Raw genomic sequence first — 18,891 nt, forward strand, 5'->3', positions numbered from 1 at the left:
AATTATACGCATGCCACTTTTAAAACGAGAAGCTACGCTCACAGCGTAAGCGTAGCTTCCGTGCTTTACAGTGTGCGCTCGACTTGGATGGTTTCGAAGACCTCGATTTGGTCGCCGACTCGAACGTCGTTGTAGTTCTTGACGCCGATACCACATTCCATGCCGTTACGAACTTCTTGCACGTCGTCTTTGAAGCGACGTAACGATTCAAGCTCACCTTCGTAGATCACCACGTTGTCGCGGAGAACACGGATTGGCGCTGAACGTTTAACGATACCTTCGGTGACCATACAACCAGCAATCGCGCCGATTTTTGGTGATTTGAAGACATCGCGAACTTCTGCAAGACCGATAATCTGCTGTTTGAACTCAGGCGCTAACATACCGGTCATCGCCTGCTTGATCTCATCAATCAAGTCATAGATGACACTGTAGTAGCGAAGCTCAATGCTTTCGTTCTCAGCAGTACGACGTGCAGTTGCGTCAGCACGAACGTTAAAGCCGATGACGATTGCATTCGAAGCGCCTGCCAAGCTCATATCCGTGTCGGTGATACCACCTACGCCGTTACCGATAATATTCACTTTTACTTCATCGGTAGAGAGTTTGGTCAACGACTCGATAATCGCTTCGAGTGAGCCTTGAACGTCTGCTTTGACAACTAAGTTCAGTTCTGACACGTCGCCTTCTTGCATGTTGCTAAACATGTTTTCTAGCTTAGCTTTCTGCTGACGTGCCAATTTCACTTCACGGTACTTGCCTTGACGATAGTTCGAAACTTCGCGTGCTTTGCGCTCGTCTTTAACCACGTTGACTTCATCACCCGCAGCAGGAACACCGGACAAACCGAGAATTTCTACTGGAATTGATGGGCCAGCGGTTTCAACTTCTTGGCCAAGCTCGTTGCGCATCGCACGAATACGACCGTACTCAAGACCACAGAGAACGATATCACCACGATTCAAGGTACCGCTTTGAACCAAGATGGTTGCGACCGGTCCACGACCTTTGTCCAAGCGTGATTCAATCACGAGACCTTTCGCCATGCCTTCAAACGATGCTTTCAAATCGAGCATTTCTGATTGCAGTAGTAAGGCCTCAAGCAATCCATCGATATTCTCACCGCTTTTCGCCGAAACGTGAACGAACTGAACGTCACCGCCCCACTCTTCAGACAATACGTCGTGCTGAGCAAGCTCAGATTTAACGCGATCTGGATCCGCTTCAGGCTTATCGATCTTATTGACGGCAACAACCAATGGAACGCCTGCCGCTTTCGCGTGCTGAATGGCTTCCACGGTTTGTGGCATCACGCCATCATCCGCAGCGACAACCAAGATAACGATATCCGTCGCACTGGCACCACGAGCACGCATTGACGTAAACGCCGCGTGACCCGGAGTATCCAAGAAGGTAATCATGCCGTGACCGGTGTCAACGTGATAAGCACCAATGTGCTGGGTAATACCACCGGCTTCACCCGCTGCAACTTTCGCCTTTCGGATGTAATCGAGTAACGACGTTTTACCGTGGTCAACGTGACCCATAACAGTAACAACCGGTGCGCGTGACTTCAGTTCACCTTCATCACTGCGGTCGAGAAGAACAGACTGCTCAAGCTCATTGTCGTTGACGAGAACAAACTTGTGACCTAACTCTTCAACCACCAGCGATGCGGTTTCTTGATCGAGCACCTGATTAATCGTGACCATCTCGCCCATTTTCATCATGGCTTTGATGACTTCAGTGGCTTTAATCGCCAACCGGTTCGCTAAATCAGCGACGGTAATGGTTTCCGGGATGCGAACTTCACGTTCCACCGGTGCTGCTGGCTTGTTAAAGCCGTGCTGCATGCTGCTCGGTGAACGCTTACTGCCTTTACGGCGACGCTCACGACGAGGACTATCGTCTTTCTCGTCATCCTTTCCACGACGCTTGGTCTTCTTCGCAGTGCGGCGGCCACGACGTTCTTCTTCGGTGTCCTGTTGCTCTTCAGCAAATTTAGCGGTCACCGAAGTGGTAAAGTGAACGTCTTCTTCTTCCATCTTCTTCCGACGAGCTTCTTCTTCTTCCCATCGTGCTTGGTTTTCTTCAGCTAAACGACGAGCTTCTTCGGCTTGACGCTTCGCTTCTTCTTCCGCTTTTTTCGCAGCTTCTGCTTCTTGCACTTGACGAATACGCTCAGCTTCAGCACGCGCAGCTTCGGCTTTCGCCTTTTCTTCTGGTGACTTCTCTGGCTGAGGTTTAGCTTTTTCTTTTGCTTTCGCGGCTTCCGCTTTCGCAGCGGCTTCTGCTTTTGCCTTCGCTTCCGCTTTCGCAGCAGCCTCTGCCTTCGCTTTGGCCTCAGCTTCAGCTTTCGCTTTTGCTTCAGCAGCAGCTTTCGCTTCCGCTTCCGCTTGTTCAGCGGCTAAACGCTCTTCTTCTAAACGCTGTTCTTCTTCTGCAGAGCGTTTCACATAAGTGCGTTTTTTCCGCACCTCAACTTGTACGGCCTTGGCTTTACCCGGACCGGCGTTGATGCTTAACGTGCTGCGAGTCTTCCGCTTCAGTGTCATCCGACTCGGAGCAGCGTTACCATCGCCACCATGAGCCTTGTTCAAATGCGCCAGTAACTGCGCCTTTTCATCTTCAGAAACTGTATCGCTTGCGCCAGATTTTTTAATTCCAGCTTCACTTAATTGCGTGAGCAAGCGATCAACGGAGGTTCCGATATCACTGGCAAGTTTTTCGACTTTGACTTCTGCCATCTAATTCATCCCTCACTTGTACCGATTATTCTTCGTTGCTGAACCAGCAAATATTACGAGCTTTCATGATCAGCTCACCAGCCATTTCTGGCGTTAATGACTCGATTTCTTCGAGATCATCAATGCCCTGCTCGGCTAAGTCTTCTAAGGTTCGTACACCTTTGGCGGCTAGTTCGTACGCCAGGTGACGATCTAAACCTTCAAGCTCTAACAAGGTTGAATCTGGCTCTGCGCCTTCAAGCGATTCTTCCGTTGCTAACGCTTTGGTTGTTAAATAGTCGCGTGCGCGGTTGCGCAATTCTTCGACGATATCCTCGTCCATGCCTTCAACTGACAACAGCTCAGAAACAGGAACATAGGCAATTTCTTCCAGCGATGAAAACCCTTCATCAATCAGAACGGCAGCGAAATCTTCGTCGATTTCGAGGCCTTCCATGAACAATGAGGTCAAACGCTCAGACTCAGCTTCGTTGCGCGCATTAAAGTCATCAACGGTCATCACGTTTAGTTCCCAGCCCGTTAACTGGCTCGCCAAACGAACGTTCTGGCCATTACGACCAATCGCTTGTGCTAAGTTTGCTGCATCGACAGCGATATCCATAGTGTGTGTTTCTTCGTCCATGACGATCGAAACAACTTCCGCCGGTGCCATCGCATTAATCACATATTGTGCCGGATTATCATCCCACAACACGATATCGACACGCTCGCCACCGAGTTCACCAGAAACCGCTTGAACACGCGCACCACGCATGCCCACACAAGCACCCACTGGATCAATACGGCGGTCATTGCTTTTCACGGCAATTTTCGCGCGTGAACCCGGATCCCGTGCAGCACCTTTAACTTCAATCATTTCTTCGCCAATTTCCGGCACTTCAATGCGGAATAGCTCAATCAGGAAGTCTGGGTGAGAACGACTGACAAACAATTGGGCACCGCGCGCTTCTGGGCGCACTGCAAATAACAAGCCACGAACGCGGTCACCTGGACGAACGCTTTCACGCGGTAACATATCGTCACGGAAAATAACCGCTTCAGCATTATTACCTAGGTCAAGAATGACATTGTCGCGTGTCGCCTTTTTGACAATCCCGCTAATTAAAGTGCCTACTTGGTCTTCATACTGCTCAACCACTTGTGCCCGCTCAGCTTCGCGAACCTTTTGCACAATGACTTGCTTTGCAGTTTGGGTGGTAATACGGTCAAAGACAATCGAATCGATTTGTTCTTCAATGTATTCACCGACCTGAATTTCCGGATCATCGATCTGTGCTGCTGATAACGAAATTTCCGCGTACGGATTCTCTAATACCGTGTCAGGATCAGCCACGACTTGCCAGCGACGGAACGTCTCAAATTCACCTGTCTGGCGATCGATAGCGACACGCACTTCAATATCACCGTCATATTTTTTCCGAGTTGCTGTTGCAATGGCTGATTCTAACGCTTCGAAAATTTTCTCGCGTGGTACCGCTTTTTCGTTCGATACTGCCTCTGCAACCAGCAAAATTTCTTTATTCATGCTCTTGCCTCGTCAACGCTAAATTTAGTCAAACTTAGGTACCAGATTCGCTTTCTTAATTGCGTTGACTGGTACAGTTAAGGATTCATCGCCAATCGCGAATGTCACTTTTTCGCCATCGACTGCGGCTATCTGTGCTTTAAAGTTACGGCGATTCATCACCGCAGCTGTTAACTGCACAGATACTTCTTCACCTAAGAAGCGCTCGTAATGCGCGGCATTAAACAGGGGCCGCTCGAGTCCGGGTGAAGATACTTCTAGGTTATATTCAGTATTGATCGGATCTTCGACATCTAGAACAGCGCTGACTTGATAACTCACGTCCGCACAGTCATCGACTGAGATGCCTTCTTCATGATCAATAAAAACGCGCAAGGTCGAATGCTTACCTGCACGCACAAATTCAATGCCAACCAACTCAAAACCGGCAGCAGCAACTGCGGGTTCAAGCATATTTGTCAGTCGTTCAACCAAAGTTGCCAACTCAACCTCCAGAAACAAAAAAAGGGCATAACGCCCAGTTCTTCGGTGTCAAAACTAATGTCAGTCAGGCTAGATAGCAAAAAGCCCCGGACTAAGTCGGGGCTTATAAACCTGGCGCGCCTTTCGACCTGAGTCTAACGGCTCACTACAATCTGAATACCATTAAACTCGAACTGGTTGCGGGGGCAGGATTTGAACCTACGACCTTCGGGTTATGAGCCCGACGAGCTACCAGACTGCTCCACCCCGCGTCCGAATGGATATCATTATACTCTGTTCTCACTTGTTTTCAACCGAAAAGCTCACTTTATATTGCTTCTGGTGTTTTCGAAAACAATTGAATTAACAAGAAGATAACAATAATTTGGTGCCGAAGACGAGACTCGAACTCGTACGCTCAGAAGAGCACCACCCCCTCAAGATGGCGTGTCTACCAATTCCACCACTTCGGCAAATCTATTCCCAAAAAATTAAGCTAAAACTCAGTTTCCTGGCGGTAAATCATTTTGTGGCAACTGCTGCGTTGTTGGCACGCTTAAGTCTAGGAAGTCGTCTTCTGCTGGTGAACGTTCACTGGCAACGATACCACCTAAAATCAAGCTCAACAAAAAGAAGCTTACGGCCACAATTGCAGTCATTCGTGTCAAGAAGTTGCCCGCACCTGCAGAACCGAAAACGGTATTTGAGGCACCTGAACCAAATGACGCGCCCATGTCTGCGCCTTTACCTTGCTGAATCATAATCAAAGCAATCAAAGCGATTGCGACTAATAAATACAGCACTAATAATGTTTCGTACATAAAATTATTTGTCCTTTGCTGCCTGGCAAATGGCATCAAATTGCTGCGTATCCAGACTTGCCCCACCAATTAGGCCACCATCAATATCGGCCTGTGAAAACAACTCTGCGGCATTTTCTGCTTTTACGCTGCCACCATACAAAATTTGTATTTTCTGCGCTGTTTCGGGTGCTTGTTTAGCAACCCAATCACGAATCATCCGATGCACCTCTTGTGCTTGTTCGGGACTCGCTGTTTTCCCGGTGCCGATCGCCCATACAGGCTCGTATGCGATCACCAAGTTTTCAAAATCAATTTCTTTACAAGCACTACTAAGCTGTTGCGCGATGACGTGCTCAAGCTCGCCCGCTTCCCGTTGTTCCAGCGTTTCTCCGATACACAATACCGGGGTTAAACCAGCAGCCTGTGCTTGTTGGACCTTGCCGGCCATCACTGCATCGCTTTCTGCGAATAACGAGCGCCGTTCCGAGTGCCCTATTAAAACATAGTTGCAGCCACAATCAGCAAGCATTTTCGCGCTTATCTCGCCGGTGTAGGCTCCATGCTCAAACTCACTGCAGTTTTGTCCGCCGATGGCAATACCGATGGCATTGAGTAACACATCTGCGGTCTTTAAATACACTGCCGGAGGACAGACAACAACGCTCACATGCTGCTGAATTTCACTCTGGTGAAAATGCTCTGCCATCTGCTTCAGCAGCTCGGCATCACCATTTAACTTCCAGTTTGCGATGACTAGTGATGTTCTCACAAGACGCTCCTGTCCAGTTCGTTGAGCGGCGCAGATAGTACCCGACATCGACGTCTGATACAAGCACCGCAGGAGAAAAATTTGTTAACTGCTCATGCTTTAAGCAATTATATGAAGTCTTAGCTAACCGCCTCAACTTCACTGGCGATTTGTTGAGCAAATGCTCTGACCTTTTGCTCATTTTTGCCTTCTACCATGACCCGAATCAACGGTTCTGTCCCTGATTTACGCAGCAAGACTCGCCCTTTACCGGCCAATGCTGATTCCACCTCAGCAATCGCCGAAACGACATTCTCTGCGGTCAGCGGATCGGTTCCAGTGGCATAACGCACGTTGATCAGTACTTGCGGCAGCTTTTGCATACCGGCAATCATCTCTCGCGCCGAAACGCCTTCTCGCACCATACCCGACAAAAACTGAATCGCGGCAAGAATACCGTCGCCGGTGCTGTGATATTTTAAGTTAATCACATGTCCCGAACCTTCACCGCCGAGGCACCAGCGATTTTCCCGCAATGCTTCCATCACGAAGCGGTCGCCCACTTTGGCACGCACGAACGGGACATTCAAGTCTGCGAGCGCTAATTCCATGCCCATATTGCTCATCAGGGTGCCGACCACGCCACCTTCTAAATTACCGTCTTTAATCGCTTGACGGACAAGCGCATAAACAATCTCATCACCGTCAATGGTCTGACCGTCAGCGTCAACCATCATAATGCGATCACCGTCACCATCCAATGCCAAACCAATATCTGCCTTTTCTTGTTGCACACGCGCTTGCAACGCAGCAAGGTCGGTCGCCCCACAACCCGCATTGATGTTCAAACCATCCGGTGTGGTACCCATTTCGACAACTTTAGCGCCGAGCTCACGGAAAACATTTGGGGCGATATGATAGGTTGCACCATGTGCGCAATCGACCACAATTTTCATCCCGACCAATGACAAGGACGACGGGAACGCGCTTTTACAAAACTCAATATAGCGCCCTGCCGCATCTTCAATGCGGTAAGCACGACCAAGTTGCTCGGACTCAACACAATCCATGTCTTGCTCTAGATACCCTTCAATGCGTGCCTCGACCTCATCCGACAGTTTGTGACCCGTGTCAGAAAAAAACTTAATACCATTGTCATAATACGGATTATGGGACGCACTGATCACAACACCGGCAGCAGCTCTGAATGTGCGTGTCAGGTAAGCAACCGCCGGTGTTGGCATTGGCCCCAAAAACTCAACACTAACGCCCGCAGCAGAAAAACCTGCTTCGAGCGCAGACTCCAGCATATAGCCCGAAACACGGGTATCTTTACCAATTAAGACTTTGGTGTTGCCTTGCGCTGCCAATGCTTTACCAGCTGCCCAGCCCAACTTCAAAACAAAATCTGGTGTAATCGGGCAAACACCCACACGTCCACGAATACCGTCCGTTCCAAAATATTTAGCCATCCTAGTTAAACTCTCCTGCTCGTGTTGCCTGCACAACTTTCATCGCGTCAACGGTTGCAGCAACATCGTGTACTCGAATAATTTGACCACCGTGCAGCATTGCTATCGTTGCTGCACTAATACTTGCTGCTAAACGCTCATTGGTTTCGCGACCTGTGGCTGCGCCTAACATGGATTTACGTGAGACACCGATTAATAATGGTGCGCCTAAACTGTGGAATTGGTTAAGATTCGCCAACAACTGATAATTATGTTCAACTGTCTTGCCAAAACCAAACCCCGGATCTAACCACAGGCGATTTGCCGCAATTCCAGCGTCGAGACAAGCCTGCATACGCTGCTGCAAAAACATTTTCACGTCGCTGACGACGTTCTCATAGCTTGGCGCTGCTTGCATGGTTCGCGGTTGTCCAGCCATATGCATTAAGCAAACGTCTGCCGACGTTGCCGCCGCAGCAGCCAACGCGCCAGGCTCACGTAATGCACGCACGTCATTAATCATGTCGGCGCCGGCCGCGACCGCCGCGCTCATGACGGCTGCTTTACTGGTATCGACCGAAACGTTAACATCAAATCGTTGTTTTAGCGCGGCAATGACCGGTACAACGCGATCTAATTCTTCCGAAACAGTCACGTCCTCAGCACCCGGACGAGTCGATTCACCACCGACATCAATCCATGTAGCACCTTCACCGAGCATTTGCTCTGCTCGAGATAAAGCCGCATCGAGTGCACGGAATTGCCCACCATCAGAAAAAGAATCTGGCGTTACATTCAAAATGCCCATAACGGCAATTGAGTTATTTGGCGTGCCCAAAGCAACCCTCACTTCATCCTTCATCAATGCGCGCTATCATAACAAAAATGATTCTAGCGTGGGAAAAAATAAACCCCACGAAGCAAGGCTTTGTGGGGTTTCGTTCGATCTGTTAACGACTATTTAGCGGGTGGGCTATCTGGCGCGTCAATATCCAAACGCTCATTACCGTCGTCTTTTTTCTTCTTGGTCTTTGGAGCTTTTGCCTCAACGGCTTGACCTGAAGACTTGTCGCCATCATTCTTGTCATGCCAATTCGACGGTTCGCGTACATCGCGACGCTCCATCAAATCTTCAATCTGGCCTGCGTCCAAGGTTTCGTACTTCATCAACGCATCTTTCATGGCGTGCAGAATATCAACATTCTCTTCGAGAATTTTCTTCGCACGGTCGTAGTTGCGATCGATAACTTCACGGATTTCCGCGTCAATGGCACGCATGGTGTCATCGGACATTTGCTTGTTCTGGGCAACTGAACGGCCGAGGAATACCTGACCTTCGTCTTCAGCATACAATAGCGGCCCCATTTTGCTCGACAAGCCCCACTGCGTCACCATTTTGCGCGCGATAGCCGTCGCTCGTTCGATGTCATTTGACGCACCTGTGGTCACATGCTCATCGCCGTAAATGATTTGTTCCGCAATTCGACCACCATACAAGCTCGACAACATGCTTTCCAAATGTTGCTTACTGTGGCTAACACGGTCTTGCTCTGGCAAATACATCGTCACACCGAGGGCGCGACCACGCGGAATAATCGACACTTTGTAGACTGGGTCGTGATCGGGCACCAAGCGGCCAACAATCGCATGGCCGGCTTCGTGATAAGCGGTCATAGCCTTTTCTTCTTCGGTCATGACCATCGACTTGCGCTCACTACCCATCAGGATCTTGTCTTTGGCTTTTTCAAATTCAGCCATCGACACCATGCGACGGTTTTCGCGCGCCGCAAATAGTGCTGCCTCGTTAACCAAGTTGGCTAAATCTGCACCAGAGAAACCTGGGGTACCACGAGCAATCACTGCTGGCTCAACATCGTCAGCAATCGGTACTTTGCGCATGTGCACTTTCAGAATTTGTTCACGGCCACGGACATCCGGCAAGCCAACGGTCACTTGACGGTCGAAACGACCAGGACGCAATAACGCAGGGTCTAACACGTCAGGACGGTTCGTCGCAGCAATCACGATAATGCCTTCATTGCCTTCAAAACCATCCATTTCAACCAACATCTGGTTCAGTGTTTGCTCACGCTCATCGTGACCACCACCTAAACCGGCGCCACGTTGGCGACCCACGGCATCGATTTCGTCAATGAAAATAATACATGGCGCAGCTTTTTTCGCTTGTTCAAACATGTCACGAACGCGTGAAGCACCAACACCAACGAACATTTCAACGAAGTCTGAACCAGAAATCGTAAAGAACGGTACTTTCGCTTCACCAGCAACCGCCTTAGCGAGCAAGGTTTTACCGGTACCCGGAGGGCCAACCATCAGCACACCTTTCGGAATGCGGCCACCAAGGCGTTGGAATTTACTTGGGTCACGAAGAAAGTCGACCAATTCGGCAACTTCTTCTTTCGCTTCTTCACAGCCAGCGACGTCAGCCAATGTAGTTTTAACTTGATCTTCACCCATTAGGCGCGCTTTGCTTTTGCCAAAGGACATGGCTCCACGACCACCACCGCCTTGCATCTGGCGCATAAAGAAAATCCAGACCGCAATCAGCAGTAACATGGGGAACCAAGAAATAAAGATCGTCCCCAACAAACTGCGCGACTCTGGCTCTTCGTAACGAATCGTGACATTGCTCTGATTTAATAATTCATTGAGCAAGTCTGGGTCTTGCGCAGGCATGACCGTACGGAACTGCTCCCCTCCGGAACGAACACCCGTAATCGAGCGCTTTGATTCATTAATCGTAACTTCACGGATCGATCCACGGTTAACATCTCGAACAAACTCCGAGTATGCGTACGTGCGCTGGTCGCTTGTGCCTGGATTCATGCCTTGGAAGACACTCATCAATACTACGGCAATAACGAGCCAGAGAATGAGATTTTTTGCCATGTCGCTCAACGCTATTTCCTCTCAACTGCTGTGCAGAAACTTGTTTGTCGAAAATTGCTGGCTGTAAAGCCGCTTCAATTCTTTCGACCTATTCAAAACAGGGTACTATATTTTGTAACCGGTCGCCACCAGATAGACCTCGCGCGACCTTGCCCGAGATGAGTCAGGCTTGCGTACTTTAACGCTCGTAAAGGCTTGGCGAACGTCTTTTAAAAACACGTCTGAACCTTCGCCTTGAAATACTTTGACGACAAAAGCGCCGCCGGGTTTCAAAACCGACCGACACATTTCTAAGGCCAACTCGACTAAATACATTGATCGCGGCTGGTCTACTGCATCTGTACCACTAAAATTTGGTGCCATGTCCGACAACAGCACATCGACATTCGCGCCGCCAATGCGCTCTAACAAAGCATTCAAGACTGCTTCTTCGCGAAAATCTCCTTGCAAAAAGTCAACACCAGCGATCGGATCCATGTCCAAAATATCACAGGCGATGATTTCGCCCTGACCATCTTGAAGGTCAGCCACGTATTGAGACCAACCTCCCGGTGCTGCACCTAAATCTACTACGACTTGACCGGGCCGAAGGATCTTATCGCGCTTTTGAATTTCGTCGAGTTTAAACACGGCCCGCGAACGTAAACCTTGTTTTTGCGCTTTTTGTACGTAATGATCGTCAAAATGTTCTTTAAGCCATCGGCTGCTGCTGGCTGAACGCTTCTTTTTCGCCATGTTTCCTCTTCTTTTGCTAACTCGGGCTGGCTCCATATATCAGATGGCGTTAGAATACAGCAAATTCAAGTCTTTCGCTCGCCAACTGCGGCAGAAATCGTTCGATTGCGCTGTTCGGCAGAATCGAAACACAATTTTATAATCGAATTAACCACAGGCAAAGCTTATGCAACTCAGTAATAAACAGAAACAATTCTTGAAAGGCCTCGCGCATCCGCTTAAGCCTGTTGTGCTTTTAGGCGCAAACGGTTTAACCGAAGGCGTGGTTGCTGAAATTGACGGTGCTTTAGAGCATCATGAATTGATTAAAGTGAAAGTACCGGAAGAAGATCGTGAGCTTCGCGTCGCCATTTATGAAGCCATCGTCCGTGAAACCGCGGCAACTCAAGTGCAAGTGATCGGCAAAACTTTAGTGCTTTACCGTCCGGCAAGAGAACCCAAGCTGCGTTTACCAAAGGGTTAATACGAACCGATGTAATCGTAAAAACGCTGCAAGTGCAGCGTTTTTTTAGTGTTGCCGACTTGCCAAACTCGCCGCTAAAGCTTCCATCACTTGGGTACGTAATTCACTCGCCACCGGAAACGCCTGATAGACAGCCCACATTAAATCAATATGCTCTTCGCTAGCTAAGGCTTGATGGCGAGCAAGCAGCGCATGGAAATAACTCACCACTTTCGCCAAACTTTCTCGATCATGGGCAGACTGACCCACACCATAGCGCGCGGTTTCAGCAAATTGCAGCGCGTTTTCGTCAGTATTTCCGTTGTCACGATAAACCGGTATCCCGAGCCCACCTTGCGGCCGAAAAAACCAATCGAGTGATAAGTTGCGTCCGAGTAATGCCGGAACTAAGGTCGTCAATGGTACGTGCCCACGTTGTCGACAGTTATTGATTGTCGAGCGGCTAAAGCCAAACCATTTTAAAATCTCGATCGTGTCGTCGAGTCCCGATGCTTGGCGTCCCTTATCGACGAAATCGTCGAGACTAACAACCACAGCTTGATCCTTTTCCTTGCTATTCATTATGGCCTGTGTTTTATTTATTGAATATAAATCAAATGAGTGCATATTGAACTCATTTGAGTTCAAACGGAATTCATAACCACAGGTATGTAAAACCAATTATGGATAAAAATCAAATTAAAAAGGCGCTCGCCGAAAAAGGTTACGACTTTTCTATTGTTGCCCATGCAATAGAACGCAGTCCGTCGTTGATTTCAAAAGTGGTTGCACGTCAAGCGCGCTCGCGCATTGTGGCAATCGCTGTCGCGAAGGCCATCGGCAAACCGATACAAGAAGTTTTCCCAGACATTGAGGACTACCACAGCCCAATGCCAACCAATAGCACCGGACGCGAACGCAAAGCCGCTGAACTTGCTAAGCTTCTGAGCGAGTAAGTAATTCCTATTCCCGAGCACAATGGCTGCTAAACAAGACAACAAAAAGCCCTAGTTCACTTTGCAGCAAACTAGGGCTGAACTTTACTCAGGGAACCTTTCAGGAAACCCTTCGGGAAATCCTAAACATATTCCACGCTAACGATTTCGTATTCCACTTCTCCGCTAGGTGTTGTCACCACCGCAACGTCATCAACTTCCTTTCCAATCAGTGCCCGGGCCAGTGGTGAATTCACAGAAATTAAGTTCTGCTTAATATCTGACTCGTCATCACCAACAATCCGATAGGTCACTTCTTCGTCAGTTTTCGTGTTAAAAACGGTGACCGTTGCGCCAAATACGACTTTGCCGTTGTTTTGCAACTTGGTCACGTCAATGATCTGCGCATTAGACAGCTTCGCTTCAATTTCTTGAATACGGCCTTCGCAAAAGCTCTGTTGTTCGCGTGCGGCATGATACTCAGCGTTTTCTTTTAGGTCACCGTGCTCGCGAGCGTCGGCAATGGCTTGGATAATCCGCGGCCGATCTTCACTTTTTAAACGCTTCAACTCGTTGCGCAGTGCCTCCGCACCTGCAACTGTCATGGGAATGTTTGTCATTGATTCAAAATCCTCTTGTGCAGTTCTTGCACCGAGCTTACCCGCGCTCGGTCATTCACCGTATGTGCTTTGACAGCAGCAAAACCTGCGTTCAATGTGGTGGTATAGCTGACGTTATTCAATAGCGCCTCGCGACGAATATAGACTGAGTCTTCAATCGCCTGGCGTCCTTCCACCGTATTAATGATGTAGCTGTACTCACCGTTTTTCACAGCATCGACAATGTTCGGTCGACCTTCTTGCAACTTATTCACTACGCTACATTGAATTCCTTGCGCCTGCAAGGCTGCAGCGGTACCACGCGTTGCTTCAACACTAAAACCAAGCGCCGTGAGGCCACGAGCGAGGTCAATCACGCGCTTTTTATCACCTTCACGCACGGACAGCAAGGCTTTGCCTTTTAATGGCAGAGCTTGACCCGCCCCCAAGTTGGCCTTGGCATAAGCTTCTTCAAAGCTTTCACCGACGCCCATGACTTCACCCGTTGAGCGCATTTCTGGGCCACGAATTGGGTCAACGCCTTGAAACTTCGCAAACGGCACTACGACTTCTTTCACCGAATAGTAAGGTGGAATCACTTCGTCCAAACAATTCTGTTCTTTCAAAGACTTGCCGGCCATTACTCGCGCAGCAACCTTGGCTAATTGGATTCCAGTCGCTTTCGACACAAAAGGCACCGTGCGTGCCGCCCGTGGATTAACTTCAATCAGGTATATTTCGTTGTTCTGAATGGCGAACTGGGTATTCATTAAACCACGTACGTTCAATTCGAACGCAAGCTTACGCACTTGTTCACGCAGCTCCGCTTGGGTGATGTCGCTCAACGAGTACGGTGGCAATGAACAAGCCGAGTCACCTGAATGCACGCCCGCTTGCTCGATATGCTGCATAATTCCGCCAATGAACACGTCTTCACCGTCACAAATTGCATCAATATCAACTTCAATCGCGTTGTCGAGGAAACGATCCAACAACACCGGTGCCGAGTTCGATACTTTCACCGCTTCATTCAAATATCGACGCAAATCCGCTTGGTCATAAACGATTTCCATTGCCCGTCCGCCTAACACATACGATGGACGTACAACTAACGGGAAACCAATCCGCTCTGACTCAATCATCGCTTGCTCGACCGTCGTTACCGTTGAGTTTTCCGGCTGTTTCAGACCTAATCGAGTCACTGCAGTCTGGAAGCGCTCACGATCTTCAGCGCGGTCGATGGCGTCAGGCGACGTACCAATAATCGGCACACCGTTGGCTTCGAGGTCGCGCGCAAGTTTCAATGGCGTTTGACCGCCGTACTGGACGATGACACCTTTTGGTTTTTCAATACGGACAATTTCGAGCACGTCTTCCAGTGTAATCGGTTCGAAATACAAGCGGTCAGACGTGTCATAGTCGGTCGAAACCGTTTCTGGGTTACAGTTGACCATAATCGTCTCGTAACCATCTTCCCGCATGGCCAGTGCAGCGTGAACACAGCAGTAATCAAACTCGATACCTTGACCAATGCGGTTTGGACCACCACCGATGACCATGATCTTCTCACGGTCGCTTGGGCGCGCTTCGCACTCTTCGTCGTAGGTCGAATACATATACGCTGTTTCGGAAGCGAATTCAGCAGCACAGGTATCAACGCGCTTATAGACTGGGAAAATACCGAACTCTTCACGACGTTTGCGGACTTCGCTTTCATGCACGTCGAGAATTGCGGCTAAACGAGCATCCGCGAAACCTTTACGTTTCAGGTAGCGCAAGCTATCGGCGTCCATACCTGCTAAGCCGAGTTGCTCAACTTCGCGCTCTAAGGCGATAATTTCTTCGAGCTGAATCAGAAACCAGCGGTCGATTTTGGTCAAGTTAAAGACCTCGTCCAAACTCATCCCCATGCGGAATGCATCACCGATATACCAAATACGCTCGGCACCCGGTTCTTTTAGTTCGCGAATAATCTTCGTCCGTGCTTCATCTGGCTCACTGAGATCAACAATTGGGTCTAACCCGTTCATACCAAGCTCAAGGCCACGTAAAGCCTTCTGCATGGATTCTTGTTGGTTACGACCAATCGCCATCACCTCACCCACCGACTTCATTTGCGTGGTTAAGCGATCGTTCGCGCCAGCGAATTTTTCAAAGTTAAAGCGTGGAATCTTAGTCACCACGTAGTCGATCGCTGGCTCAAAGGATGCTGGCGTAACACCGCCGGTAATGTCGTTAGCCAGTTCGTCAAGGGTGTAGCCGACGGCAAGTTTCGCCGCAACTTTGGCGATCGGGAAACCGGTCGCTTTTGACGCCAACGCGGAGGAGCGGCTCACTCGCGGGTTCATTTCAATAATGACCATACGGCCAGTGTCTGGACAAATACCAAATTGAACGTTCGAACCACCGGTTTCAACACCAATCTCACGCAGAACTGCCATCGAGGCATCACGCATAATCTGGTATTCTTTGTCGCTCAACGTTTGCGCTGGCGCGACCGTAATTGAATCGCCAGTGTGCACGCCCATGGGGTCAAAATTTTCAATCGCGCAGACAATAATGCAGTTGTCGTTCTTGTCGCGGACGACTTCCATCTCATACTCTTTCCAGCCGATCAACGACTCGTCAATGAGAAGCTCTTTCGTTCGTGACAATGCTAGACCACGTTTACAAATCTCTTCGAATTCGTCGCGGTTATAGGCGATACCGCCGCCGCTGCCACCCATAGTGAATGACGGACGAATGATACAAGGGAAACCGATGCGCTCCAGGATATCGAAGGCTTCGTCCATACCGTGGGCGATTTCCGCACGCGGCGTTTCCAAACCAATCTTTTTCATGGCTTTGTCGAAACGATCGCGATCTTCGGCTTTGTCGATGGCATCAGCCGTCGCACCAATCATTTCAACGTTGTATTTTTCCAACACGCCTTGAGCGTCGAGCTCAAGTGCACAGTTCAGTGCGGTTTGCCCGCCCATGGTCGGTAAAATCGCGTCTGGACGTTCACGCTCAATGATTTTTTCCACCACTTCCCAGTGAATCGGCTCAATATAGGTTGCATCGGCCATTTCTGGGTCAGTCATAATCGTGGCGGGGTTCGAGTTCACCAAAATAACCCGGTAACCTTCTTCACGCAGCGCTTTACACGCTTGCGCACCAGAGTAGTCGAACTCACACGCTTGGCCGATAACAATTGGACCCGCGCCGATAATTAAAATACTTTTTATGTCTGTACGTTTTGGCATCGTGGCATCCCGTCTTTATTGCTTCGCAGCTTCAAGCAGTTCAATGAAATGATCGAACAGTGGCGCAGCATCATGCGGCCCTGGACTCGCTTCTGGGTGACCTTGAAAACTAAATGCTGGTAGTTCAGTATGGTGAATGCCTTGCAGCGTGCCATCAAACAGAGACTTGTGAGTCGCTTTTAAGTGCGCTGGCAAGGACGCTTCTTCCACAGCGAAACCATGGTTCTGGCTGGTAATCATTACCCGACCTGTTGCAATGTCTTGCACCGGGTGGTTGGCGCCATGATGGCCATGTTTCATTTTTACGGTCGTCGCACCTGTGGCCAACGCCAAAAGTTGGTGGCCTAAACAAATACCGAAAACAGGCAATTGCTTTTCAAGGAATACTTTAATCGCTGCAATGGCGTAATCACAGGGTGCTGGATCACCTGGCCCATTGGAGAGAAAAACACCATCTGGGTTTAAGGCCAACACTTCGTCTGCGGACGTTTGTGCTGGCACCACAGTAATGCGGCAACCTCGATCGGCAAGCATGCGGAGGATATTTAACTTTGCTCCGAAGTCATAAGCAACGACATGAAACTTGGTTTCGCCTTGTTGCTGATGTCCTTGGCCAAGCTTCCACGTACCTTCAGTCCACGGATAAGCAGCATCACAGCTCGCGACTTTCGCTAAGTCCATACCGGCTAAGCCGGGGAATGCTTTGGCAGCTTCGAGAGCGGCGCTAACCGGTGCTTCTTCACCAGCATTATAGGTCATGATACAGCCATCTTGTGCGCCCGTTTCACGCAAACGATTCGTCAAGCGACGCGTGTCAATATCGGCAATACCGAGAATATTTTGAGATTTCAAATAATCACTCAGCGACTGAGTGCTGCGGAAATTACTGGCGATGGGCGACAAGTCGCGGATGACTAACCCTTTGGCCCAAATGCGATCAGACTCAGTGTCTTCAGGGTTGGTGCCGTAATTACCAATATGTGGGTAAGTGAGGGTAACTATTTGTTCTGCGTATGAGGGGTCGGTTAAAATTTCTTGATAGCCGGTCATCGCCGTATTGAAAACAACTTCACCAACAGCCTGCCCTTCCGCACCAATTGCTGTGCCGTAGAAAACAGAGCCGTCAGCAAGAACCAAAATGGCCCTACGCGTGGACTTACTCGCCGAAATACTCAAGGGTACCTCCGAACATAAAAAAACGGGCAAGTTTGCTTTCACTTCCCCGCTTTACACCGAATCATGCACAGCCAGACCCACTTCAGTTTCGCTATTTTTTCACTCTAATTCCGTCCTAAACACAGCTTGTGCTGAGTCGAAAGAAGCGCGTTAAGCGTTCCTTTGCACATTCCTGTGGCACGAATAAAGTGAAAAAGTAAGCGGCGAACGGATGGCTGCACCTGTGCTTGCCGGCGTTCGGCAAATTGTTCGTATTCTACGAAAAATCGGCTTTCTAGTCTAGTCCGAGGACGTCTTTCATCGCATAAATCTGCGCTTTTTTTTCTGACTGCAACCATGCAGCAGCACGCAGAGCGCCGTCAGCAAAGGTACTGCGGTTGGCTACGCGGTGAGTTAATTCGATACGTTCGCCACCCACCACCAAATAGACGGTGTGTTCACCGACAATGTCGCCAGCCCGTATGGTTGCAAAACCAATGCTGCCCTTTTGGTAGGTGTGATCATCCGCATTCCGGTTCAGCTCGGCAACGTCGTCAAGCACTTGGCCACGGCCACGGGCTGCCGCCTCACCTAAGAATAAAGCGGTGCCAGAAGGTGCATCGACCTTACGCGTATGGTGAGCTTCGAGTACTTCAATATCAGCGTCACAGCCAAACACGGCACTCGCCTGTTCCGTCAATGCAGCTAGTAAATTCACACCAACACTGGTATTTGCAGCATACACAATTGGCACTGACGTAGCTGCAAGCGCCAAAGCATCGCGACCTGCCCCACTGAGCCCAGTCACACAAATCACGGCAGGTTTGGACAACTCAGCATAAACCTCAGCACGTCCTTCGAGGCCATCGGGCAAGGCAAAGTCGATAACCACATCGGCATCAGCAATAGCGTAGAGATCGTCTGTGAGCGCAACGCCATTGGCTTGACCAGAGGCTAACACGCCACTATCAACGCCGATACTATCAGACCCCACGCGTCCAATTGCTGCAGCAAGTGTGAAGCCATCATGGTTGCCCACCGCACGAATTACTTCACGTCCCATACGGCCGCTGGCTCCAACGACTGCTAACTTAATTTGTGTGGTTGTTTGTGCAGACATGCGTTCCCTTGTTT

16 protein-coding genes and 2 tRNA genes are annotated in these 18,891 nt (G+C 49.5%); 2 read left to right on the plus strand and 16 right to left on the minus strand.

What is annotated here, in order from left to right; translation table 11 throughout:
- Window positions 1–65: 65 nt before the first annotated feature.
- The 11 genes from infB to rlmE all read right to left on the minus strand — a co-directional run bounded on the left by infB (window position 66) and on the right by rlmE (window position 11,381).
- The gene (gene infB / locus LAT77_RS11365) at window positions 66–2,747 is read right to left on the minus strand and encodes a translation initiation factor IF-2 (RefSeq protein ID WP_290564685.1); all 2,682 of its coding nucleotides are present in this window, start codon (window positions 2,745–2,747) and stop codon (window positions 66–68) included.
- Window positions 2,748–2,772: 25 nt separating this feature from the next.
- Complete coding sequence (gene nusA / locus LAT77_RS11370; RefSeq protein WP_290564686.1) at window positions 2,773–4,272, minus strand: transcription termination factor NusA; 1,500 nt, start codon at window positions 4,270–4,272, stop codon at window positions 2,773–2,775.
- Between the two features lie 24 nt (window positions 4,273–4,296).
- On the minus strand, window positions 4,297–4,755 hold the full coding sequence (rimP, locus tag LAT77_RS11375) for a ribosome maturation factor RimP (protein WP_290564687.1): 459 nt from the start codon (window positions 4,753–4,755) through the stop codon (window positions 4,297–4,299).
- A 174-nt stretch (window positions 4,756–4,929) separates the two neighbouring features.
- Window positions 4,930–5,006, minus strand: a tRNA-Met gene (locus LAT77_RS11380).
- Window positions 5,007–5,120: 114 nt separating this feature from the next.
- A tRNA-Leu gene (locus LAT77_RS11385) sits at window positions 5,121–5,207 on the minus strand.
- Between the two features lie 30 nt (window positions 5,208–5,237).
- Window positions 5,238–5,555 carry a preprotein translocase subunit SecG gene (secG, locus tag LAT77_RS11390; RefSeq protein ID WP_290564688.1) on the minus strand — a complete coding sequence of 106 codons (318 nt, stop codon included), beginning with the start codon at window positions 5,553–5,555 and terminating at the stop codon, window positions 5,238–5,240.
- A 4-nt stretch (window positions 5,556–5,559) separates the two neighbouring features.
- Window positions 5,560–6,354 carry a triose-phosphate isomerase gene (tpiA, locus tag LAT77_RS11395; protein ID WP_290564689.1) on the minus strand — a complete coding sequence of 265 codons (795 nt, stop codon included), beginning with the start codon at window positions 6,352–6,354 and terminating at the stop codon, window positions 5,560–5,562.
- A 71-nt stretch (window positions 6,355–6,425) separates the two neighbouring features.
- A complete protein-coding gene (glmM, locus tag LAT77_RS11400) occupies window positions 6,426–7,757 on the minus strand; it encodes a phosphoglucosamine mutase (RefSeq protein WP_290564690.1) in 1,332 nt (443 codons plus the stop codon).
- Between the two features lies 1 nt (window position 7,758).
- Window positions 7,759–8,598: a dihydropteroate synthase gene (gene folP, locus LAT77_RS11405; protein ID WP_290564691.1), complete on the minus strand. Its 840-nt coding sequence runs from the start codon at window positions 8,596–8,598 to the stop codon at window positions 7,759–7,761.
- A gap of 95 nt (window positions 8,599–8,693) precedes the next feature.
- A complete protein-coding gene (gene ftsH, locus LAT77_RS11410; protein ID WP_290564692.1) occupies window positions 8,694–10,655 on the minus strand; it encodes an ATP-dependent zinc metalloprotease FtsH in 1,962 nt (653 codons plus the stop codon).
- Window positions 10,656–10,751: 96 nt separating this feature from the next.
- Complete coding sequence (gene rlmE, locus LAT77_RS11415; protein ID WP_290564693.1) at window positions 10,752–11,381, minus strand: 23S rRNA (uridine(2552)-2'-O)-methyltransferase RlmE; 630 nt, start codon at window positions 11,379–11,381, stop codon at window positions 10,752–10,754.
- Window positions 11,382–11,547: 166 nt separating this feature from the next.
- On the opposite strand from rlmE, the gene yhbY reads away from it, so the two are divergent.
- Entirely contained in the window at window positions 11,548–11,844 is a 297-nt protein-coding gene (gene yhbY, locus LAT77_RS11420; RefSeq protein ID WP_290564694.1) for a ribosome assembly RNA-binding protein YhbY, read from the plus strand.
- 45 nt (window positions 11,845–11,889) lie between these two features.
- Here yhbY and LAT77_RS11425 read toward each other — a convergent pair whose 3' ends face one another.
- On the minus strand, window positions 11,890–12,378 hold the full coding sequence (locus LAT77_RS11425) for a hypothetical protein (protein WP_290564695.1): 489 nt from the start codon (window positions 12,376–12,378) through the stop codon (window positions 11,890–11,892).
- A 128-nt stretch (window positions 12,379–12,506) separates the two neighbouring features.
- On the opposite strand from LAT77_RS11425, the gene LAT77_RS11430 reads away from it, so the two are divergent.
- Window positions 12,507–12,779, plus strand: a complete 273-nt coding sequence (locus LAT77_RS11430) for an XRE family transcriptional regulator (protein ID WP_290564696.1) — start codon at window positions 12,507–12,509, stop codon at window positions 12,777–12,779.
- 122 nt (window positions 12,780–12,901) lie between these two features.
- On the opposite strand, the gene greA is transcribed toward LAT77_RS11430, so the two are convergent.
- From greA to dapB, 4 genes are all read right to left on the minus strand, one after another.
- A complete protein-coding gene (gene greA, locus LAT77_RS11435; protein ID WP_290564697.1) occupies window positions 12,902–13,378 on the minus strand; it encodes a transcription elongation factor GreA in 477 nt (158 codons plus the stop codon).
- On the minus strand, window positions 13,375–16,602 hold the full coding sequence (gene carB / locus LAT77_RS11440) for a carbamoyl-phosphate synthase large subunit (RefSeq protein WP_290564698.1): 3,228 nt from the start codon (window positions 16,600–16,602) through the stop codon (window positions 13,375–13,377). The genes greA and carB overlap by 4 nt, the downstream gene beginning before the upstream one ends.
- Window positions 16,603–16,617: 15 nt before the next feature.
- The gene (carA, locus tag LAT77_RS11445; protein WP_290564699.1) at window positions 16,618–17,778 is read right to left on the minus strand and encodes a glutamine-hydrolyzing carbamoyl-phosphate synthase small subunit; all 1,161 of its coding nucleotides are present in this window, start codon (window positions 17,776–17,778) and stop codon (window positions 16,618–16,620) included.
- A 274-nt stretch (window positions 17,779–18,052) separates the two neighbouring features.
- The gene (gene dapB, locus LAT77_RS11450) at window positions 18,053–18,877 is read right to left on the minus strand and encodes a 4-hydroxy-tetrahydrodipicolinate reductase (protein ID WP_290564700.1); all 825 of its coding nucleotides are present in this window, start codon (window positions 18,875–18,877) and stop codon (window positions 18,053–18,055) included.
- Between the last annotated feature and the right edge of the window lie 14 nt (window positions 18,878–18,891).

The sequence above is a fragment of the Aliidiomarina sp. genome, from assembly GCF_022565475.1.
Classification (GTDB): domain Bacteria; phylum Pseudomonadota; class Gammaproteobacteria; order Enterobacterales; family Alteromonadaceae; genus Aliidiomarina.